This window comes from Haloarchaeobius marinus, from assembly GCF_051207415.1.
Taxonomy (GTDB): domain Archaea; phylum Halobacteriota; class Halobacteria; order Halobacteriales; family Natrialbaceae; genus Haloarchaeobius.
Window position 1 is genome coordinate 453,296 of sequence record NZ_JBPKGD010000002.1, and the last position, 18,950, is coordinate 472,245.

The following is an 18,950-nucleotide window of genomic DNA, read 5'->3' on the forward strand; positions in this document are numbered from 1 at the left end:
CCGTATTTCTGGAAGGCGTCAACCACGCCGCGTCACGGACCACGCCGAAAGAAACAAGTAAATCGTGGTATAGTTTCTACCGATGAGAGAGGCAGTCATCGTCGACGCGGTCCGGACGCCGTTCGGCAAGCGAGACGGCGCGTTCCGCGACACGCACCCACAGGAACTCGCGGCAGAACCGCTCCGGGCGCTCGAAGAACGGGTCGGCTTCGACCCGGGCGTGGTCGACGACGTCGTGTACGGATGTGTCACCCCGAAGGGCGACCAGGGGTCGAACATCGCGCGAATCGCACCGCTGGTCGCCGGGTGGGGTGGCGGGATAGACCCCGACGCCGGTCCCGGTGCGTCGTGGGAGAGTCGACAGGGACCGCCCGGCGTCCAGTTGAACCGGATGTGTGGCTCCGGCCAGCAGGCGGTGAACTTCGCCGCCGGACAGGTCGTCTCCGGGTTCCAGGACGTCGTCGTCGCGGGCGGCGTCGAACACATGACGCGAGAACCGATGGGGAGCGACGCGGGGTCGATGGCCGAGTCGTACTTCGAGCAGTACGACGAACTCGTCGGTCAGGGCGAGTCCGCGGAACGGATCGCCGAGACGTGGGGGTTCACCCGCGAGGACCTCGACGAGATAGCCGTCGACTCGCAGCGACGCTGGGGCGACGCGTGGGAGGCCGGCCGGTACGACTCGCAGGTCGTCCCCGTCGAGACGGAACTCGACGGCGAACCGACGACGGTCGACCGGGACGGCCACGCCCGACCGGAGACCGACCTCGACACCCTGGCCGGACTCCCGCTCTCGTTCCGCGAGGAGGGCGACGGCGTCGTCCACCCCGGGAACGCCTCGGGCATCGTCGACGGTGCGTCCGCACTGCTGGTCTGCTCGCGTGACGTCGCCGAGGAACGGGGCTGGGAACCGATGGCCCGCATCGTCCAGACGGAGGTCGTCGGCGTCGACCCGGTGATGATGCTGACCGGTCCGATTCCGGCGACCGAGCGCCTGCTCGACGCCGAGGACATGTCTGTGGACGACGTGGACCTGTTCGAGGTGAACGAGGCGTTCGCGAGCGTGGTCGCCGCCTGGCTCGAGGAGACGGGCGCGCCGTGGGAGCGCACGAACGTCAACGGCGGTGCCATCGCTCACGGTCACCCCCTCGGCGCGACGGGGGCGGCGCTCGTGACGAAACTCGTCCACGAACTGGAACGGACCGGCGCACAGACCGCGCTCTCGACCATGTGCATCGGGTTCGGGCAGGGCATCGCGACGTTGCTGGAGCGCGAGTAACGGGCCTCGGCCGGGACGTCACCACTCGACCGGGTCGCGGTCCCGCCAGAACCGTCCGGCGGGGCTCCCGGGTTCGAACGACGCCAGCCAGACGGGCGTGTCGGCACCTTCTTCGGGACTCTTCGGTGCGGCCTCGGACCCCATGTCGGTCCGGACCCACCCGGGACAGGCGCTGTTCGCGAGCAAGCCGTCGCTCCGGTACTCCCCGTGCAGGTACGCCGTCAGGCCGTTCAGTCCCGTCTTCGAGATGCGATACGGACCGTGGCCGCCGCCCATCCCACCGGTCAGCGCACCCATCCCGGAGGAGACGTTGACGACGCGTCCGCCACGTCGCTTCAGGAGGAGCGGGAGTGCGAACCGGCTCAGTACGACCGGCCCCCGGAGGTTCACGTCGAAGACGGCGTCTATATCCCCGACGTCGTTCTCGTGGAGTGGCCCGGTCGGGCCGCCGACGCCGGCGTTGTTCACGAGCACGTCGAGGCGACCGGTCTCCCTGTCGACGCGTCCGACGGCGTCGCGCATCGACTCGTCGTCGGTCACGTCGAGTTCGACGGGCCGCAGGTCCGGTGCCGTCACGGCGGTCGAGTCGCGCGTCCCGGCGTAGACCGTCGCGCCCCTCGACGCCAGCGCCGACGCTATCTCGGAACCGATGCCGCGGTTCGCGCCCGTCACCAGCGCGACCTGCCCGTCGAGGCTGTCGTACACGTCGACGTCCATACGTGCAGGTAGCGGTTCGCGTGGAAAATAACCGTGCTTGCGACTGCTATCGTGCGAGAACGGGAGCGTCACCCGTCAGTCCGGGCGACACCAGCCACGACCGAGGTTCAGGCGAGTCGGGCGAACGCGAGGGTCCCGCTGATGTTCTTGATGTATATCTGGACCACGTCGCCCTCCTGTGCGCCGGGGACGAAGATGGTGTACTTGCCCTTCTCCGCGACGCCGTCGCCCTTGCGACCGGTACCGGTTATCTTGACCTCGTAGGTGCGCCCCTCCTCGACCTCGTCGGGGTTGGCGGTCGCACTGGAGGTGCTCTTGCTCTTCGAGACCGGCTGGAAGGCACCACACGCCTCACAGCGGAGCATGTCGACGCCGTCCTCGGTGACGAGGTTGGTGTCCGGCAGGCCGCACTCGCCACAGGTGACGTACTCGTCGACGTACCGCTGGATGGCCTCGTCGAAGTCGGCGACCGAGAACGAACCGTTGTACCGGGCACGAGAGCCGTCGAACTGGCCGTTCGTGCCGAGTTCCCGCTGGATGGTCCGGTGGAGGTGACGGGGGTCACGCGAGAGCGCGTCGGCGATGGCCTCCAGGTTCGTCAGGCGTGTGAACGCCCCGTCGGTCTCGCCGGCCGGGTCGGGAATCGAGAGCCGGCTCCCTGCGTCCTGTGGTCGTTCGGGTAGTTCGTCGTGGGCTCGGTCGAGAAGAGCGTCGTATTCCATACACGGAGGAGGGGACCGCGACGTTTCAATGTTCGGAAACCGTGACCGGTCGAAAATCGCCGGAGAGCGCTCCTATCGACGGCCGAGTAGAGGCAGATGCCAACGTATAACACGGGGTTCGACCGCACGGTTTTCCCCGGTGGAGACCGTTCGCCCCCCATGAACGACGTCGAGGCGATCTCGGAGCGAGTCGAAGCCGCCGAGGAGGTGGTCGCGCTCACCGGGGCGGGACTCTCGACTGCGTCGGGGATACCCGACTTCCGGAGCGAGGGCGGTCTCTGGGACGAGTTCGACGAGTCCGCGTTCACCATCCGCCGGTTCCACGCCCGTCCGGAGGACTTCTGGCGGGACTGGCTCTCCCTCCACGACCACTTCTTCGAGGAGTCGGTGATGCCCAACCCGGCACACGACGCGCTCGCACGGCTGGAATCGGCCGGGCACCTCGACGCGCTGTTGACCCAGAACGTCGACGGCCTCCACGTCGCGGCCGGGTCGGACGCCGTCGTCCACCTCCACGGGACGGGCACCGAGGCCACCTGCCAGGACTGTGGCGCGTCGATACCCGTCGAACAGGCCCGCGAACGCGTCCAGAACGGCGAGACGCCCCTTCGCTGCGACTGCGGCGGCGCGCTGAAACCCGACACCGTGCTGTTCGGCGAGCGGTTGCCCGTGGCCGCGCTCCAGCGAGCGCGCGAGCGCGCCGAATCGGCCGACGTGTTCGTCGCCGCAGGCTCGTCGCTGACGGTCGAACCGGTCGCCTCGCTGCCCCGGACGGCGCTCCGCGCCGGCGCGACGCTGGTCGTCGTGAACCTCGACGAGACCACCTACGACGACCGGGCCGACCACGTCGTCCACGAACCGGTCGAGGAGGTCCTGCCGGCGGTCGCAGACGCCGTGCTCGACGTGCAGTAGCCGACGTCGGTGGGCAATCGGCCGCGTCGGTTGCCCCCGGTCCGTCCTCCGGTCGCCCCCGCCTGCAGTCCTACACGCACGCCGATTCCGTCAGAGCACCGATAGAACGATTAGCCACTGGCACCGACCCCATCAGCACGATGTGTCCCTCCAGACGAACGTTCCTGCGGACGGCCGGCGGCGGCCTCGGAACCGCCGGACTCGTCGGCCTCGCCGGCTGTTCCGGGCTGCTCGACGACGACAGGCGGGGGATCGACGGCACGCTCGGCGTCCCCCGGACCACGGACGTCGCACGCGATGCCGAGTTGACGGCCGTCGACCCACCGACGGACGGCGAGCCGACGTACGTCGAGTGGCTCCCCGCACCGGCGGCCCTTCCCACGTCCCGTGAGGACTACGCCATCTCGTACGTCTCGTTCGACGCGTTCCGGGACCACGCCGACCGGTTTCCGGTGGACGGGGGCCGACTCTGCACGACCTTCGACAGGACGCGCTGGTTTCGGTTCTATCTCGGCCTGTTCCCCGACGAGGTGACGTGCGTGACGGGGTTCGGTTTCAGCGTCGTCGTCGAAGGCGGGTTCGACGCGGCCGACGTATGCGAGACCCTCGAAGCGAGCCGGTTCGACCCGGTCGGCCGGTACCACGGGTACGACATCTACGAGAAATCGGTCGAGGTCGTCGGTGGCTCCGACTCGACCGCCGGCGTCGTCGCGGTGGGCGCGGACGCGGTCGTCTCCGACACCAGCACCAGGGCATCCGCACGCGATGTCGTCGAGACGGTCGTCGATGCGAAGCGCGGGGCCGTCGACCGGTACCCCGAGACCGACGACACCTGCGGGCGACTCGTCGAGGCCGTCGGAGCGCCGGCGTACGCCTTCGTCGTCCCCTACCAGTCGTCGGAGCCGACCCGGTTCGCGGCATCCACCGGTTCGGCGACCATCGTCTCCCTCGACGACGAGGGGTACTACGTGTCGTTGGTCCTCCCGTTCGACCCGGACGACGACCGACGGGGCGAGCGTGCGGACGAACTGACGGACGAACTCCGCGACCAGTCGCTGCTACGGGAGCACGCCGAGCAACGGGACGTCGAGACCCGTCAGTCGCTCGTCCGACTGGACGAGCGTACGTCGTACGAGGGCTACGCCGCCGAGGCGCTGGACTGGGACGCGCCCACCCGCCCGGTCGTGACCTGGGGGGTCGCGTACGACGCGACCGACCGGACCGTGACGATTCGACACGACGGCGGCCAGCCGGTCGCCGCCAGCAGGCTCGGCCTCGAAACCTCCATGGACGACCCCATCGAGACGCAGTTCGCCGACGAGTACGAGACGGTCGAACGTGGGGCCTCGGTCACGGTCGACGTGGCAGAACTCGGATCAGAGCCGACGCTCTCGCTGGTCTGGCGGTCCGAGTCCTCGTGGGTCCATCTCCTCGGGTTCACCCCGAACGAGTACGAGTGAGCGGCCGGGTCTGTCCGTGCGGTTCCGACTCGATTCGTCTCCCGTCCGGTCGGTCAACGGGTCGGGAGCGTCCCCGCTCCGGGTCACGGTCGGCGCCCGGTTCGCAGCGCCGACCCGTCGACGTCGTCGACGTCGTCGTACCCCGCCAGCGCGAGCGTCAGGTCCAGGTCCGCCAGGAAGTTCTCGCAGACCTCGCTGACGCCGTCCTGGCCGGCGATGGCCAGTCCGTACACCCACGGTCGGCCGAGCGAGACGGCGTCGGCGCCGAGCGCGAGCGCGACCAGCGCGTCGGACCCGCGTCGGATGCCGGAGTCGAACACGACGGTGGCCTCGTCTCCCACGGCGTCGACGACGGCGGGCAACTGGTCGAGGGCGGCCACGGCGCCGTCGACCTGCCGACCGCCGTGGTTGGAGACGACGACGCCATCGGCGCCGTGTTCGACGGCGGACCGGGCGTCCTCGGGGTGGAGGATTCCCTTGCAGACCACCGGCAGGTCCGTCAGGTCACGGAGCCAGTCCAGGTCGCCCCACGTCAGCGTCGGGTCCGAGAACACCTGGACGAACTCTTGGGCGGCGGCGCGGGGGTTCTCCGCCGGCGACTGGTCGAGTCGGTCCCGGAACGCCGGGTCGGTCACGTAGTTGGCGATGCCGTCGCCGTCGAGGAACGGGAGGAACCCCCGTTCGACGTCGCGCTCCCGCCAGCCGAGGTGGGGCGTGTCGAGCGTGACGACGAGCGCGTCGTAGCCGGCGTCCTCGGCCCGGGTCACGAGGCTCTCGGTCAGGTCGCGGTCCTCGCTCCAGTAGAGCTGGAACCACTTCGGGACGTCCCCGAGCGCGTCGGCGACGTCCTCCAGCGGTTCCGACGACTGCGTCGAGCAGACGTAGGGGAGGTTCCACTCGCTGGCGGCGCGTGCGCTCGCCAGGTCGCCGTCCTCGTGGAGGATGCCCTGAGCGCCGATGGGTGCGAGCAGGACCGGTACGTCGACCGTCCGACCCAGCAGTTCCGTCGAGAGGTCCCGCGTCCCGGTGTCTCGCATCACCTGGGGGACGATGCGGTAGGACTCGAACGCCCGCCGGTTCGCGTCGACGGTCGACTCCGAACCGGCGCCGCCGGCGACGTAGTCGTAGGCCCGGCCGTCGAGTTCCTCGCGGGCGCGTTCTGCGAGTCGCTCCGGTGCGACGGGCAGGTCCGGCGTCTCGCCGGTGAGCATCCCCGTCGTGTAGACGCTCGTCTGGCGGTACCGACCGTACGGTGTCGAGGCGTCCTCGTCGGTCATGGACCCGGATTGGGGCGGTCGTCGCTTGAGTGTAGGGGCTGGCACCCACGGCCCGGAGTCAGAGCGCGTCGAGGGTGTCCGGGGCGGACGGGTCGTGTCCCGTCACGACGGTCGCGTCGTGTCGTCGTCGGAGGTCGTCGAGCAGGTCGAGGCTGTCGTACCAGTCCGCCTTGCTCCAGAGGAGCGCGCCGCCCATCGGTCGGCGGTCGTCGACGTTCTCGTCCACGTAGCCCACGTCGCCGGCCAGTATCACGGTGTCGTCCGCCCGGTGGAGGACGGTGGCGACGATGCCAGGCGAGTGCCCGGGGAGGTGGACGAGGCAGACGTCGCGGAACGGCCACGCTCGTTCGCCGGAGACGAGCCGCCAGTTCAGGTCGTGGTCGAAGTCGCCGGCGACGTAGGCCTCGTCTCCGGCGTCGGTCTTCGCGCTCACGTACGCGAACTCGAACTCCCGCCGGTGGACGTATATCGGAACGTCGGTGCCCGCGAACGCACCGAGGCCCCCGGCGTGGTCGAGGTGGAGGTGGCTCGCGACGACGGCATCGACGTCGTCGAGGGCGTAGCCCGCCGATTCTAGGTCCTCGGCCAGCGGTCGGAGTCCCTCGTGGGTGAACGCGTCGTACAGTTCGGCAGGCCAGTGACCGTCGGCGGCGTCGGGGTGGGACCCCGTGTCCCAGAGGACCGTCGCATCGGGGTGTTCGACGACGACGTTGTAGACGGGGCGGCGGACCCGCCGGTGGTCCGGCGACGGGTTCGACCCCGAGGCGACGCCCACGTCCTCGAACAGGAACGACTCGTCGGCGACGATGTGGCCGCGCCGGACCGGTTCGAGCGAGATGTCGGTCATGGCCTGACACTCGTGACCCAGTGCCGTGAAAGCACTGTTCGGGTCCTCGTCTGTCCGCCCTCTCGTCGTTTCGGCACCGATTTCTACCACGGAACCGTGGGTCGAACCATGCTCGACGGATTCGACCACGCCGCCGGCGAACACTGTGGGTCCACCTCCCTCCACGACGTCGCCACCTTCCGGCGCTGGAACCTGTCCGAACCGGTCTGTTTCGGCGTCGGTTCGGGCCTCGGGTTCAGTTTCATCGAGAGCGACGACAGTCCGAGAAAGCAGTTCGTGGGTCGGACGCCGTGGCTCGAGACGGCGTTCCACGAGCACCTCGGCATCGCCACCGAGGAGCGACGGGGACAGTCGTTCGAGGACGCGTGGGCTGACGTGACCGCACACGTCGACGCCGGCCGCCCGGTCCTCCTGTTCGTGGACATCTTCTACCTGGAGTACTACGACTCCGACGTCCACTTCAGCCCGCACGTCGTCGTCGCGGTGGACTACGACGACGACGCCGTCGTGCTCGCCGACAGCGAGTTCGACGACCTGCAGCGACTCCCCCTCGACCAGTTCGGGGACGCGTTCGACTCTGACTGGGGGTTCTACGGTCCCACGAGGAACCACTGGCTGGTCGCGCTCGACGACCCGACGCGGTCCGTCGCCGAGGCCGCCAGGGACGGCATCGAACTGACGGCGCGTGCCATGCTCTCCCCCGACGCCGTCGACGGGTGGGGCGAGGCCGCGACGAACGGACTCGACGGCGTCCGGGCGTTCGGTCGGTCGCTCCCGTCGTGGCCGGACCTGCCGGACGCCACCTGGTGTACCCGGTTCGCCTACCAGAACGTCGAGAAGCGTGGCACCGGTGGCGGGGCGTTCCGCGGCCTGTTCGCGCCGTTCCTCGACGCGATGGTCGACGAACTCGACGCCGTGACGGCGGACCACGTCGCCGAGGCGTACGCGGTCGCCGACGACTGGTCGGCCGTCGGTCAGAGCCTCAAGCGAGCGGGCCTCGCCGGCGACGAGTCGGCCCGCCAGGCCGCCTACGACGCGGCGAGCGAGCAGGTGTTCGCCGTCGCAGACCGTGAGGAGCGCCTGTACGAGTCGCTCCTGGACCGACTCTGAGTCGTCGTCGACGGCCCGGAACGGCAACGAGTGGAATCGGAGTAAGCGTCTTCTTCTGGCCATATAGCGGTCCTAACGCGGGTTCCTTGTGAACCGATAACAGCATCTTTTATAATCCTCGGGTCGTTATGGCTGTATAACATGAAGCGACGGCACCTGCTCGGGGCGTTCGCCGGAACGGCGTCGCTCCTGAGCGGGTGTATCAGTGCTGTGAAGGCACCTCGGGTCGAGGAACCGGAGGCCTATCGTCGCATCCTCGAACGGGACGACTTCGTGGAAGACGCGAGTGACCGCGTTCGACGTCCGGACGAACTACCCCTCGTCTCGCTGAAGGCCGCCCCCTCGCCGCCGGCCGAGTCATCGGCGACGGGTGACTCCGGCGACGTCGGGACCGGAACGGATGGCGACTCGACGGCGACCGACTCGACCGACGGGTCACAGACACGCACCCAGGCGACGGCCGACGGCAAGGGGGACATCGGACCGGAACCGACCTCGACTCCCTCCGACGGCGACGGCCACATCGCCGTGAACGACGAGTACTGGCGACACCGGACCCACATCTCGTCGTACAGCATCGACCACGTCACGGTCGACGTGTACCCGAACCAGCCGGCGGCCGACACGGAACTGGCGAAGGTGTACGTGGCCGCGCTTCGCTACCCCAGACAGCGCGTCGTCGCCGAGACGACGAGCGAACGGTTCCGCCGGTCCGGGTCGCTGGAGTCCATCACGGTCGACCTCGACCTCACGGACGCACCGCGGAACGAGCGCCTCCACTACGTCGCCATCCTCATCCCCGGCGAGATGGACATCGAGGGCGTCTCCGACGACCGGTCGCACTTCGTCATGGAGACGGACCCGTTCCTCGTCTACGCGGGCGAGGACCGGATTCGACGGGCACCCCGGGAGGACGACCCCGTCGCGAGCCAGGGGACCGGCTTCAGCCGGGTTCCGATCGAGGGGGCGTTCCTCCAGACGCTCAGGTGGCGCGCCGAGGGCCGCGAGTACCAGGTGAACTTCCTGGCGTTCAAGTCGGCGTACGAACTCGCGTGGCGGGCCTCCCGCGGCCGGTCCAGGGAGGAGTACGTCGCCGTCGAACTGATGAACGGGACGGCGGGGGAACTCGCCAGTCTCCTGTGGGACGCGGCCGAGGCCTACGGGCTCGGCACGACGTACGAGAAGGTCGGGTTCGCACTCGACTTCGTGCAGTCGCTCCCGTACGTCTCCGACGACGTCTCCATGGGCTACGACGACTACACGAACTTCATCCTCGAGACGCTGGTCGGCCTCGAAGGCGACTGCGAGGATACCTCCATCATGTTCGCGGCGATCCTCGAGGCCGAACCGTTCAACCGCGACGCCGTCCTCATCCAGCCACCCGGGCACATGGCCGTCGGCATCTGGGGGCCGGAACTCGACGGCTACCAGTACCTGAAAGACGGGAAGCGCTACTCCTACATCGAGACGACCGGTGCGGGCTGGGGCATCGGCGACATCCCCGACGACTACCGGGGCGAGGACGCAGAGGTCCACCAGGTGTGAGGCCACGGCGGCCCGGAGCGAACCACCTCGACCGGGAGCCACGGCGACGGCGAATCGCAGCCGGGCGGGCGGACCACGGAAAGATACAGGTGCCCAGCGCGAAAGTATCACCTGAAACCGGGTATGAGCCAGAGGAAAGAGATCGTTCTCGGGGAGGCGGCGGACGGGTCGACGGTGGACGTGCCCGTCGTGGAACTGCTGACCGGTCGAGGCTTCGTGACTGGCAAGTCCGGGTCGGGCAAGTCGAACTCGGCGAGCGTCATCGCCGAGGAGTTGCTGGAGTCCGGGTTCCCGCTGCTCATCGTCGACACCGATGGCGAGTACTACGGACTGAAAGAGGAGTACGAACTCCTGCACGCCGGCGCGGACGAGGAGTGCGACATCCAGATCGCCCCCGAACACGCCGAACGGATGGCACACCTCGCACTCGAGGAGAACATCCCAATCATCCTCGACGTGTCGGGATACCTCGACGAGGAGCAGGCGAACGAACTCATCCTGGAGACGGCGAAACACCTCTTCGCGAAGGAGAAGAAGCTGAAGAAGCCGTTCCTGCTGGTCGTCGAGGAGGTCCACGAGTACATCCCCGAGGGCGGCGGGATGGACGAGACGGGGAAGTTGCTCATCAAGATCGGAAAGCGGGGCCGGAAGCACGGACTCGGCATCGTGGGCATCAGCCAGCGCCCGGCCGACGTGAAGAAGGACTTCATCACGCAGGCGAACTGGCTGGTCTGGCACCGCCTCACCTGGGAGAACGACACGAAAGTCGTCGGTCGCATCCTCGGGAGCGAGTTCGAGGAACGCGTCACGGACCTCGACGCCGGACAGGCGTTCGTGATGTCGGACTGGGCCGAGGCCGACATCGAGACGATACAGTTCAGGCGAAAGCGGACCTTCGACGCCGGGGCGACGCCCGGACTCGACGACTTCGAACGGCCGGAACTCAAGTCGGTCAGCGACTCGCTGGTCGGCGACCTCCAGGAGATAACCGAGGAGAACGACCGTCGGGAGAGTCGCATCCTCGAACTGGAGTCGGAACTGGAGACGAAGGAAACGCGCATCGAGACGCTCGAGACCGAACTCGAACGGGCGCGTGACATCTCGACGGCGGCCGAGCAGATGGCCGATGCGCTGGCCGGCAACACCGGCATCGAACCGCCTGGCGAGCAGTCGACGCTTCCGACGGCCGACCGGGACGACGCCGACCAGACCAACGCCGAGATAGAGGCCGAGCGCAACGAGTACAGGCGGCGGGTCCGGGAACTGGAGAGCGAGGTCGAACGACTGGAGGCCAGGAACGAGCGCCTCCACGAGGAGGCCGAGACACTCCGCGAGTCCGACGGCGACGCGGACGTGATCCAGAGCCAGCGCGACCGCATCGCCTTCCTCGAGATGGCCGTCGAACAGTTACAGCGCCGACTCTCCCCCGACTGACGGGCGGGCTCCCGTGACCGGACCCCGGACGGCGGGGTCCCCGAACTGGTCCACACCAAACCTGTGGCCGGGCGCATCGAACGGGCCATCGCGGAGGCGAACTGCAACGAGCAGTACACCTGGGGCGTGGTGACCGTCCTCGGCGAGACGGCGCCGATGACGGTCGACGGACTCGAACGGGTGGTCGGCACCGACGGCCAGCGCATCCAGAGCGCGCTGACCGAGTTGCGACGCGAGGGCGTCGTCACCCGCGAGAAGTCGAGCGGGGCGTCCCGACTCGACGGCCCCTCGCTCCGCTCTATCGTGACCGCACACCGCGAACGCGAGGCGGTCGCGGCGCTGACCGACCGTGGCGACCGGGAGCAGGCTACGCCAGCGTACCCACTTCGTCGATGGGCATCACGGAGTAGTCGACGGAGAGGATGTCCTGCGTGGCACGAATCTTCCCGACGAACGTCGAGATGTCCGAGAGACTCCCCTCGAGGATGAACAGTTCCATGCAGTAGTGGTCGCCGACGTGGTTGTGGACGTTCGAGGCGACGAGGTCGTCGTGTTCGTGCCGGAGGTTCATCATCCGGTGTTCGACGTTGGTGGACTCGTAGTCGAACAGGACCGTCACGACCCCCATGAGTTCGCGGTCCTCGAGTTTCTTGTCCTCGAACTCCCCGAGGAGGTTCCGGGAGGCCTCGCGGACGACTTCGCTTCGACCCGTGTAGCCGTGTTCGTCGGCGAACTGGTCGATCCGTTCGAGGAGTTCCTCCGGCATAGAGACACTGACGACCGTCATGTAATAACCTGCGGCGTCAGAAATATTAAGGATTCGTATATCCGGCGGCCCTGACCGAGTCAGTTGCTAGCACCGAGTGCATCGCGACGGTCACGGTAGGTCGCCGCGCTCTCGGCAGCGCCCGCGCGTTCGCACGCGGCGCTGAGTTCGTCCAGGGTCTCCCGGAGGTACCGCGTCGCCCCGAGCGCCTCGTACTGGTCGCAGGCCGCCTCGTACTGGTCGCAGGCCTCGGAGTGGTCCCCGCGGTCGTCGAGCGCACGGGCGAGTGCTCGCCGGACCCGGGCGAGGCCGGGCGTCCTGTCGACCGATTCGAGCGACTCGACGGCGGCTTCGAGCGACTCGACGGCGTCGTCCATGGCACCACGCGCGTGCTGGAGCTGGCCGCGCTCGGCACGGACGAGCGCCGAGTCACGCTCGTCGCCGACGTCGTCGGCGAGGGCCTCACAGGCGTCGAGGTGCGTCGCCGCCTCGTCGAGACGGCCCTGCTCCCGCCGGGTGGCCGCGAGCCCCCGGAGGCAGAGGAACTGTCCGTGCCGACGCTCGTCGGCACGGGCCAGTTCGAGGGCGCGTTCGAGCCGCGTGGCCGATTCGTCGAGGTCGCCCTTCCGACGAAGCACGTTCCCCAGCGCCCGACTCGTGTGCGCCTCGCGCTCCCGGGTCCCGAGCAGCTTGCTCTCCTCGATGGCGACGTGAAGCCACCCGACCGCGTTGTCGAGTTCGCCGCGGTCGCGGGCGACGACCGCCAGGTTGTTGGCGCTGTCGATGGCCATCATGCGCGCGCCGACCTCGCGGCGTCGTTCGTGGCACTCGCGGAACCGGTCGGCGGCGGCAGCGAGTTCCCCCCGCTCCCTGAGCTGGATACCCAGGTTGTTCAGCAGGTCGGCTTCCCCTTTCGGGTAGTCGAGTCCGTCGCGGTGCATCGAGAGCCCCTCGGTGAGGAGTCGCTCGGCCTCCTCGACGTCGCCGCGGAGCCACGCGACGACACCCGCCCCGTTCAATGTCCTGGCCTCCACGTGCGGGTGACCGGCCTCCCGGATTCGTTCGAGCGATTCGAGGACCAGTCGCCACGCACGGTCGAAGTCGCCCCGACGGTGGAAGACGAAGCTCTGGACGCGCAGGTTCCGTGCCTCCAGCACCGTCGCCTCGCGCTCGTCGTCGAGACTTGCAGCCACCCCGTCGATGTGTTCACACTCCTCGAGTGCGTCGTCGTACTCCCCGGCGTCCGCGTACATCCGGGCGCGGGCGACGAGTGCCAGCTGTCGAGTCGTCGTCGAGACCGACTCCGGGAGCCGTAGCTGACTGTGTTCGCCACGGCCGTACAGCGGTGCCAGCCCCGGTGCGTTCCGACCGAGTTCGAACACCCGGTCGACGACGACGTCGGCCCAGTGGTCCGGTCGGTCGTCGATGGCGGACACCGTGGGTGCGTCGCCTTGCCGGTGGGCGACGACTGCCTGCCGTCTGTCGGCCGACTCCAGGAGGGTGAACAGCGACCCGACGGCGCGTGCGAACGTCCGGTGCGCGCTCGCGTCGTCCCGGTCGGCGACCAGTCGCCGGAGGAAGGCGTGGGACCACGAACCGTGGACGGAGTCGCCCGCCCCGGTGTCGAAGATGACCCGTCCACGGAGCGACCGGAGCGTCGACTCGACTGCCGCCGGGTCGGGACCGTCCGGGTCGACGGCGATGGCGTCCACCAGGTCGCGTTCGACCGGGAGTCCGGTCGCGTTCAGGACGTTCACGAGCGTCGCGACGGCAAGGGCGTCACCGTCGGCGGAGACGGAGTCGTAGACCTCGTGGACGTCCTGCTGCAGGGAACTCACGCCGTGTCCGCCGTCGCCGTCCGAGGAGTCGGCGAACAGCCCGTACCGGTGCGTCAGCGAGAGCAACTCGCCGGCGCCGTCGTCCGTGGTGCCGTCGTCCAGCGTCGCGCTGTCGGTCAACTCTGCTCCCTCGGTCGAGACGTCGAACTCCGACCGCGGTGGCAGCGGTTCGGCGACCAGTCCGTCGACGTGGGCGTGGAGGCGGTCGCGCTCCCGGTCGTCGAGCCGTGGGACCGGCACCGTCTCGACGGCCTCCCGCCGGAGCGATTCGCGGCGGGCGTCGAGTGGGGCGGGCGGGTCGGACCACTCCGACAGTCGAGCGTCGAACAGGAACGAGACGTCGGCATCGGCGCCGACCTCCTCCAGCACCTCGAACACCGCGCTGGCGGTCGGTCTGACCGCGTCCTCGACGACGACGAGGACGTGTCCGTCAGTCGCATCGAGGACCGGGACGAGCGACCCCGGGTCGTCGAGGACGGCACGGGCCCCGCTCTCGCGGTAGCAGACCGGGCCGAGTCCCCGGTCGCGCCAGCGACAGGCGACCGCCTTGCAGGTCGTGCTCTTGCCCGACCCCGGCGGGCCGACGACGGCGACGTCCGTCCCGGCCGAGAGCGCGTCGACGAGGTCGACCGCGAACTCGCGCCTGGCGCCGTCGACGGAGTGCTCTCGGCAGAGCGACAGGCCCTCGTCGACGGCCGCGAGCGTCGGGCCGGTCCGGAGCATCGTCCCCACCGACTGGGGAGTCTCCCGTGCCAGCGTGGCGTCGCTAACCGGAACGAACCCGGCGGACCTGAGCGTCTCCCGGGCGTCCGGTGACCAGTCCTCGGTTCGGTGGTCCGCGGTGTCGGTCCCGTCGGCGGGCGCGTCCGACGCCAGTTCGGGCATCCCGACGTCCGCGAAGACGGACTCGGCCCACTGCACTGCGTCCGTGCCCCGGAGGCGGACGACGGCGTGGACGGTCCCGTGGTCGCCGTAGACGACGGCGAGTATCGTCCGACCGTCGGGCGTCCCGAGGTCGAAGACACCCAGTCGCGTCGGGACCGAGTCGTACTGGTCGACCCGGCAGGTCTCCGGCCCGTCGCACCCGAAGGTGCACGCGTCGACCGACTGGAGCGTGTCGGCGACGTCCCCGGTCACCGCGAGGGCGACGGGGCCTCCCTCGCTGGCGAGGGTCGCGACGGTCTCGACCGTCCGGTCGTCGCCGATGGTCGGCCAGACCCCACGGAGCGACGTCGCGCCCTCGATGCTCTCTCTGACCGACGCGGCGAGTTCGAACGACTCCCAGTCGCCGATGGACTCGACGTGGGCGTCCGGTAACAGCGCCGGGTCCAGCGGCGTGTCCTCCGGAAGCGGGTCCAGCGCCTCGGCGTGTTCCTGCACCGCGCCGAGGGCCGATATCTGGTCCTGGTACTGCTCCAGTGCGAGGGCACCGGACGTGGTTCTGACGTAGCCGTTGCCCGTGCGACGTGCCCACCCGACGTCCTCGAGTTCTCGCAACGCCCGGTTCACCGTCGACCGCGACACCTCCAGCGATGCGCACAGGTCCCTGACCTGCACCGGACTGGTGCCCAGTCGCGTCAGTACGTCCCGCCTGCGGTCGAGGACGTCGACCGTCGTCTCGGTGGCGTCGGGACACATGGTTTCGTACCCACTCACGTGTCAAGGTGATATAAAATTCACGTGGTGACACACTGGGTCAGCCGATGAGTTGAGTAGGGAGGGGTGTCTCAGGGTGAAATGGACCAGCGGTCGACGGTCACGCTGACGTGATGGGGGCTCGGGGGTCGGATCACCGCCTCTGACGTAGCCCCGACCGGTTCCGGGGGGATACCGGTCGCACTGCACGCCCCTGGTCCTATTTCCACCATCGAACGCCTGGACTTCGGGCCTGCCCGGTCCGAACTGACGGGTCGGATATGTGCCTGTCCCCACCGTCGTCCGGGTGTTTCGACTCGACACCAGTAGCCGGGAGAAAGCTGGCTCGCTTCACTGACTCGCTTCACTGCCCGTACGATTCGAACTGCTCCTCGACCGTCGCCAGCTGGTCGTCGGTCAGCTCGTGCGGGTCGCCGTTCGCCACCGCCTGAAGGTACACCTGCGAGAGGTTCTCGACGTGACCGGTGTTCTCGACGGCCGTCGGCAGGTTCCCGGCCGTGACGACGAGTCCGTGGTTCTCGACGAAGCAGGCCCGCGAGTCGGCCGCCTCCATGGCGTCGACGATGTTCCGGGCGAGTTCCTCGGTCCCGTAGGGCGCGTACTCTGCGACGGGCACCTCGCGTCCGACGGCGACGATCATGTAGTGAACCGGCGGGAGGGGTTCGTGCAGGACGGACATCGTCGTCGCCCACGTCGAGTGCGTGTGGACGACGGCCCCTGCGTCGAGGAACCGGTAGAGGTGGCGGTGCATCGGGACCTCGCTGGACGGGTCCAGCTCCCCCGCCAGTCGCTCCCCGTCGAGCGAGACGACGGGCACGTCCGCCGCGTCGAACTCGTCGTACGGGACGCCCGTCGGCGTGACGGCGAAGGCGTCGCCGTCACGGACGCTGAGGTTGCCGGTCCGGCCGGGCGTGAGGTCTGCGAGGGCGGGCGCCCAGTCGACGACGGCCCGACGCTGCGAGTCGAGCATCAACTCACCACCTCCGCGACGTCGGCGAAGGCGTCGACGCGGTGGTCGGGGCGACGACGGCTGGTCAGTCCCGTCTCGTCGTTGTTGAAGAGAACGGTCGTCAACCCGGCGGCGTTACCGCCCTCGACGTCGGCGGCCACCGAGTCCCCGACCATCACGGCCTCGCTCGGACGCAGGTCGAGTTGCGAGAGCGGGAGCGTGAACATGATGGAACTCGGCTTCTCGTTCCCCGTCTCCTCGGACGTCACGACGAGGTCGACGTACTCCTCGATGCCGAGGTGCTCGATCTTCTTCAGCTGAATCCGCGTCGTCAGGTTGCTGACGACGACGATGGAGACGCCGGCGTCGGACAGCGTCTCGAACACCTCGACGACGCCGTCGAACAGGTCCATCTCCTCGATGTAGGCGTCCCAGTAGGCCTCCCCGAGTTCGAGCGCGTGGCGGGACTTGTGCGTCCCGGTGTGTATCTCGATGACGCGCTTGAAGTAGAGAAAGCGCTCGTGGGCGGACGCCGTCCCGGCGAGTTCGCGTTTGACCTCGTTCCGACCCTCCTGGTAGACCGACTCGAAGGAGTCCCGGTCGAAGTCGTAGCCGAGTTCCCGGGCCGTCCGCAGTGCGCCACGCTTGCCCGCCTCGTTGCAGGGCGGATACGGGTAGAGCGTGTCGTCGAGGTCGAAGAAGACTGCCTCGTAGTCCATGACTTCCCCAACTGTCGTGCCCGCGCTACATTACGCTGTTCGTTCGGGACCGGACCGGCCGTCACGCACCTGCGCCTGCTGGACTCCGTCACGGGGGAGCAGTCCCGGTGACGGTGGCGTACAACCAGAGCATCCAGAAGAACCCGTAGAACCCGCCGACCCCCGGAACGACCGTCCCGAGTCGAAGCGGGACTGCGAGGGCGACGCCGAGCGGTCTGACCGGCCAGGGGAGCGCCCACGCCGTCTCCAGCAGCGAGTCGGTGTCGGCGTGACTGGGGAAGGCCGTGAGCGCGAGCGTGCCGCCGACCCACGCGAAGACGGGCCAGGCCGGCGTCCCGTCGAGCGCCCCCGCCGCGACGAACGCCGTCGCCGCGAGCACCGAGTTCACGACGAGGGGCGCGAACGCGATGACGGCGTCCGCACCGAACGACTCCACCGTCTCGTGGTCGACGTACGCTGCGTCGGAGACGGGGTCGAGGTAGGAACTCCCGAGGACGCGGACGCCGACCAGTCGGCAGCCGAGTTCGTGGGCGAACTCGTGGGCCACGATACCCGGTGCGAGGAGGACGGTCACCAGCAGGTTCGACCCGGCGGCGAATCGGGACACTGTCTTCGACTGAGGGTTGGTCTCGCAGAGGAAAACGGTTGCCATCCCGCGACAGTAGACCCTTGTGTACGGGCACTGAAGGTCAACGCATGACCCGCGGGCGCGACCTCTACGAGTTCCTGCAGGACCGGTCCACGCTGGCAGTGGTCTCCCACAACAACCCGGACCCGGACAGTCTCGCCAGCGCGATGGCGCTCGGAGAGGTCGCCGACGAGGCAGGCGTCGACGAGGTGGACGTCTTCTACAGCGGCGAGATAACCCACCAGCAGAACCGCGCCTTCGTCAACCTGTTCGACCTCGACCTGACGGCGTTCTCGGTCGACGCCGTCTCCGGGGCCGACGCGGTCGCGTTCGTCGACCACTCGACGCACGGACGGAACAACGACGTACCGGACCACGTCGAGGTGGACATCGTCATCGACCACCACACGGCCGACGAGGTCTCGGCACCGTTCGTCGACCACCGGGAGGAACTCGGGGCGACCGCGACCATCCTGACGGAGTACCTGACGGACCTCGAACTCCCCGTCGACGAGAGACTGGCGACGGCCCTCGTCTTCGCCATCCGGCGCGAGACGCTCGCCTTCCTCCGGGGTACCACGCGTGCCGAGTACGAGGCGGTCGCGACCCTCGACCCGAACGTCGACGACGAACTGCTCCGCACGCTCACCAACCCGGCCATCAGCGAGGCGACCGTCGACGCCATCGGCGACGCCATCGAGAACCGGAAGACGTACGGGTCGGCGCTCATCTCCCACACCGGCCGGACCACGGAACGGGACGCCCTCCCGCAGGCCGCCGACTACCTCTCCGACCTCGAGGGGGTCCAGACCACGGTCGTGTTCGGCATCATCGACGACGAGGTCGAGTTGAGCGGTCGCTCCGCCGACTCGCGAGTCCACATCGGGGACACGCTGCAGGACGCCTTCGGCGACGTCGGGAGCGCGGGCGGCCACCGGGAGATGGCCGGCGGGACCGTCCCGCTCGGCCTGTTCTCGGACTACTCGGACGACGACGACCGGCTCGTCGAGATGGTCGAACAGATCGTCACGCGACGGCTGGTCGAGGCGATGAACCTCACCGAGCGCGACACGACGGAGGAGTGAACCGCC

Annotated in this window: 15 protein-coding genes and 1 pseudogene; 7 read left to right on the plus strand and 9 right to left on the minus strand. The window is 68.8% G+C overall.

Annotated features, from left to right (window positions below):
• The first annotated feature begins 82 nt into the window (after window positions 1-82).
• Window positions 83-1,279 carry a thiolase family protein gene (locus ACSC1W_RS08420; protein WP_435346586.1) on the plus strand — a complete coding sequence of 399 codons (1,197 nt, stop codon included), beginning with the start codon at window positions 83-85 and terminating at the stop codon, window positions 1,277-1,279.
• 18 nt (window positions 1,280-1,297) lie between these two features.
• Here the strand turns inward: ACSC1W_RS08420 and ACSC1W_RS08425 are convergent, their stop codons facing one another.
• Both ACSC1W_RS08425 and ACSC1W_RS08430 read right to left on the minus strand, forming a co-directional pair.
• Complete coding sequence (locus ACSC1W_RS08425) at window positions 1,298-1,996, minus strand: SDR family NAD(P)-dependent oxidoreductase (RefSeq protein ID WP_435346588.1); 699 nt, start codon at window positions 1,994-1,996, stop codon at window positions 1,298-1,300.
• A gap of 107 nt (window positions 1,997-2,103) precedes the next feature.
• On the minus strand, window positions 2,104-2,718 hold the full coding sequence (locus ACSC1W_RS08430; protein ID WP_435346590.1) for a translation initiation factor IF-2 subunit beta: 615 nt from the start codon (window positions 2,716-2,718) through the stop codon (window positions 2,104-2,106).
• Window positions 2,719-2,877: 159 nt separating this feature from the next.
• On the opposite strand from ACSC1W_RS08430, the gene ACSC1W_RS08435 reads away from it, so the two are divergent.
• A complete protein-coding gene (locus ACSC1W_RS08435) occupies window positions 2,878-3,630 on the plus strand; it encodes an SIR2 family NAD-dependent protein deacylase (RefSeq protein ID WP_435346591.1) in 753 nt (250 codons plus the stop codon).
• Between the two features lie 140 nt (window positions 3,631-3,770).
• On the plus strand, window positions 3,771-5,090 hold the full coding sequence (locus ACSC1W_RS08440; RefSeq protein WP_435346593.1) for a hypothetical protein: 1,320 nt from the start codon (window positions 3,771-3,773) through the stop codon (window positions 5,088-5,090).
• A gap of 83 nt (window positions 5,091-5,173) precedes the next feature.
• On the opposite strand, the gene ACSC1W_RS08445 is transcribed toward ACSC1W_RS08440, so the two are convergent.
• Window positions 5,174-6,367 (minus strand): alpha-hydroxy-acid oxidizing protein, encoded by a 1,194-nt coding sequence (locus ACSC1W_RS08445; RefSeq protein ID WP_435346594.1) that lies wholly within the window; start codon window positions 6,365-6,367, stop codon window positions 5,174-5,176.
• 58 nt (window positions 6,368-6,425) lie between these two features.
• The gene (locus tag ACSC1W_RS08450; RefSeq protein WP_435346596.1) at window positions 6,426-7,214 is read right to left on the minus strand and encodes an N-acyl homoserine lactonase family protein; all 789 of its coding nucleotides are present in this window, start codon (window positions 7,212-7,214) and stop codon (window positions 6,426-6,428) included.
• Between the two features lie 108 nt (window positions 7,215-7,322).
• Here ACSC1W_RS08450 and ACSC1W_RS08455 point away from each other — a divergent pair, with 108 nt between their 5' ends.
• The 3 genes and pseudogenes from ACSC1W_RS08455 to ACSC1W_RS08465 form a co-directional block, all read left to right on the plus strand.
• Window positions 7,323-8,324 carry a BtrH N-terminal domain-containing protein gene (locus ACSC1W_RS08455; RefSeq protein WP_435346597.1) on the plus strand — a complete coding sequence of 334 codons (1,002 nt, stop codon included), beginning with the start codon at window positions 7,323-7,325 and terminating at the stop codon, window positions 8,322-8,324.
• Between the two features lie 141 nt (window positions 8,325-8,465).
• Entirely contained in the window at window positions 8,466-9,869 is a 1,404-nt protein-coding gene (locus tag ACSC1W_RS08460) for a hypothetical protein (RefSeq protein ID WP_435346599.1), read from the plus strand.
• A 123-nt stretch (window positions 9,870-9,992) separates the two neighbouring features.
• Window positions 9,993-11,007, plus strand: a pseudogene (locus ACSC1W_RS08465) (ATP-binding protein); the annotation flags it as partial.
• A 663-nt stretch (window positions 11,008-11,670) separates the two neighbouring features.
• Here the strand turns inward: ACSC1W_RS08465 and nikR are convergent.
• The 5 genes from nikR to ACSC1W_RS08490 form a co-directional block, all read right to left on the minus strand.
• Window positions 11,671-12,090, minus strand: a complete 420-nt coding sequence (nikR, locus tag ACSC1W_RS08470) for a nickel-responsive transcriptional regulator NikR (RefSeq protein WP_435346601.1) — start codon at window positions 12,088-12,090, stop codon at window positions 11,671-11,673.
• Between the two features lie 59 nt (window positions 12,091-12,149).
• Window positions 12,150-15,545: a tetratricopeptide repeat protein gene (locus ACSC1W_RS08475; protein WP_435346603.1), complete on the minus strand. Its 3,396-nt coding sequence runs from the start codon at window positions 15,543-15,545 to the stop codon at window positions 12,150-12,152.
• A 361-nt stretch (window positions 15,546-15,906) separates the two neighbouring features.
• Window positions 15,907-16,533, minus strand: coding sequence for a ribulose-1-phosphate aldolase (locus ACSC1W_RS08480; RefSeq protein ID WP_435346604.1), 627 nt, complete (start codon window positions 16,531-16,533; stop codon window positions 15,907-15,909).
• Window positions 16,533-17,231: a ribulose-1,5-bisphosphate 5-phosphatase gene (locus ACSC1W_RS08485; RefSeq protein WP_435346606.1), complete on the minus strand. Its 699-nt coding sequence runs from the start codon at window positions 17,229-17,231 to the stop codon at window positions 16,533-16,535. The genes ACSC1W_RS08480 and ACSC1W_RS08485 overlap by 1 nt, the downstream gene beginning before the upstream one ends.
• Window positions 17,232-17,319: 88 nt before the next feature.
• Complete coding sequence (locus ACSC1W_RS08490) at window positions 17,320-17,838, minus strand: hypothetical protein (RefSeq protein ID WP_435346608.1); 519 nt, start codon at window positions 17,836-17,838, stop codon at window positions 17,320-17,322.
• An 89-nt stretch (window positions 17,839-17,927) separates the two neighbouring features.
• Between ACSC1W_RS08490 and ACSC1W_RS08495 the strand changes: the two genes are divergently transcribed.
• Window positions 17,928-18,944 carry a DHH family phosphoesterase gene (locus ACSC1W_RS08495; RefSeq protein ID WP_435346609.1) on the plus strand — a complete coding sequence of 339 codons (1,017 nt, stop codon included), beginning with the start codon at window positions 17,928-17,930 and terminating at the stop codon, window positions 18,942-18,944.
• Window positions 18,945-18,950: the final 6 nt, after the last annotated feature.

Excerpts from the sequence above, each read along its gene's own strand:
- ACSC1W_RS08420 (WP_435346586.1), top strand. The coding sequence starts at position 83 with ATGAGAGAGGCAGTCATCGTCGACGCGGTCCGGACGCCGTTCGGCAAG.
- ACSC1W_RS08425 (WP_435346588.1), bottom strand. The coding sequence starts at position 1,996 with ATGGACGTCGACGTGTACGACAGCCTCGACGGGCAGGTCGCGCTGGTG.
- ACSC1W_RS08430 (WP_435346590.1), bottom strand. The coding sequence starts at position 2,718 with ATGGAATACGACGCTCTTCTCGACCGAGCCCACGACGAACTACCCGAA.
- ACSC1W_RS08435 (WP_435346591.1), top strand. The coding sequence starts at position 2,878 with ATGAACGACGTCGAGGCGATCTCGGAGCGAGTCGAAGCCGCCGAGGAG.
- ACSC1W_RS08440 (WP_435346593.1), top strand. The coding sequence starts at position 3,771 with ATGTGTCCCTCCAGACGAACGTTCCTGCGGACGGCCGGCGGCGGCCTC.
- ACSC1W_RS08445 (WP_435346594.1), bottom strand. The coding sequence starts at position 6,367 with ATGACCGACGAGGACGCCTCGACACCGTACGGTCGGTACCGCCAGACG.
- ACSC1W_RS08450 (WP_435346596.1), bottom strand. The coding sequence starts at position 7,214 with ATGACCGACATCTCGCTCGAACCGGTCCGGCGCGGCCACATCGTCGCC.
- ACSC1W_RS08455 (WP_435346597.1), top strand. The coding sequence starts at position 7,323 with ATGCTCGACGGATTCGACCACGCCGCCGGCGAACACTGTGGGTCCACC.
- ACSC1W_RS08460 (WP_435346599.1), top strand. The coding sequence starts at position 8,466 with ATGAAGCGACGGCACCTGCTCGGGGCGTTCGCCGGAACGGCGTCGCTC.
- nikR (WP_435346601.1), bottom strand. The coding sequence starts at position 12,090 with ATGACGGTCGTCAGTGTCTCTATGCCGGAGGAACTCCTCGAACGGATC.
- ACSC1W_RS08475 (WP_435346603.1), bottom strand. The coding sequence starts at position 15,545 with ATGTGTCCCGACGCCACCGAGACGACGGTCGACGTCCTCGACCGCAGG.
- ACSC1W_RS08480 (WP_435346604.1), bottom strand. The coding sequence starts at position 16,533 with ATGCTCGACTCGCAGCGTCGGGCCGTCGTCGACTGGGCGCCCGCCCTC.
- ACSC1W_RS08485 (WP_435346606.1), bottom strand. The coding sequence starts at position 17,231 with ATGGACTACGAGGCAGTCTTCTTCGACCTCGACGACACGCTCTACCCG.
- ACSC1W_RS08495 (WP_435346609.1), top strand. The coding sequence starts at position 17,928 with ATGACCCGCGGGCGCGACCTCTACGAGTTCCTGCAGGACCGGTCCACG.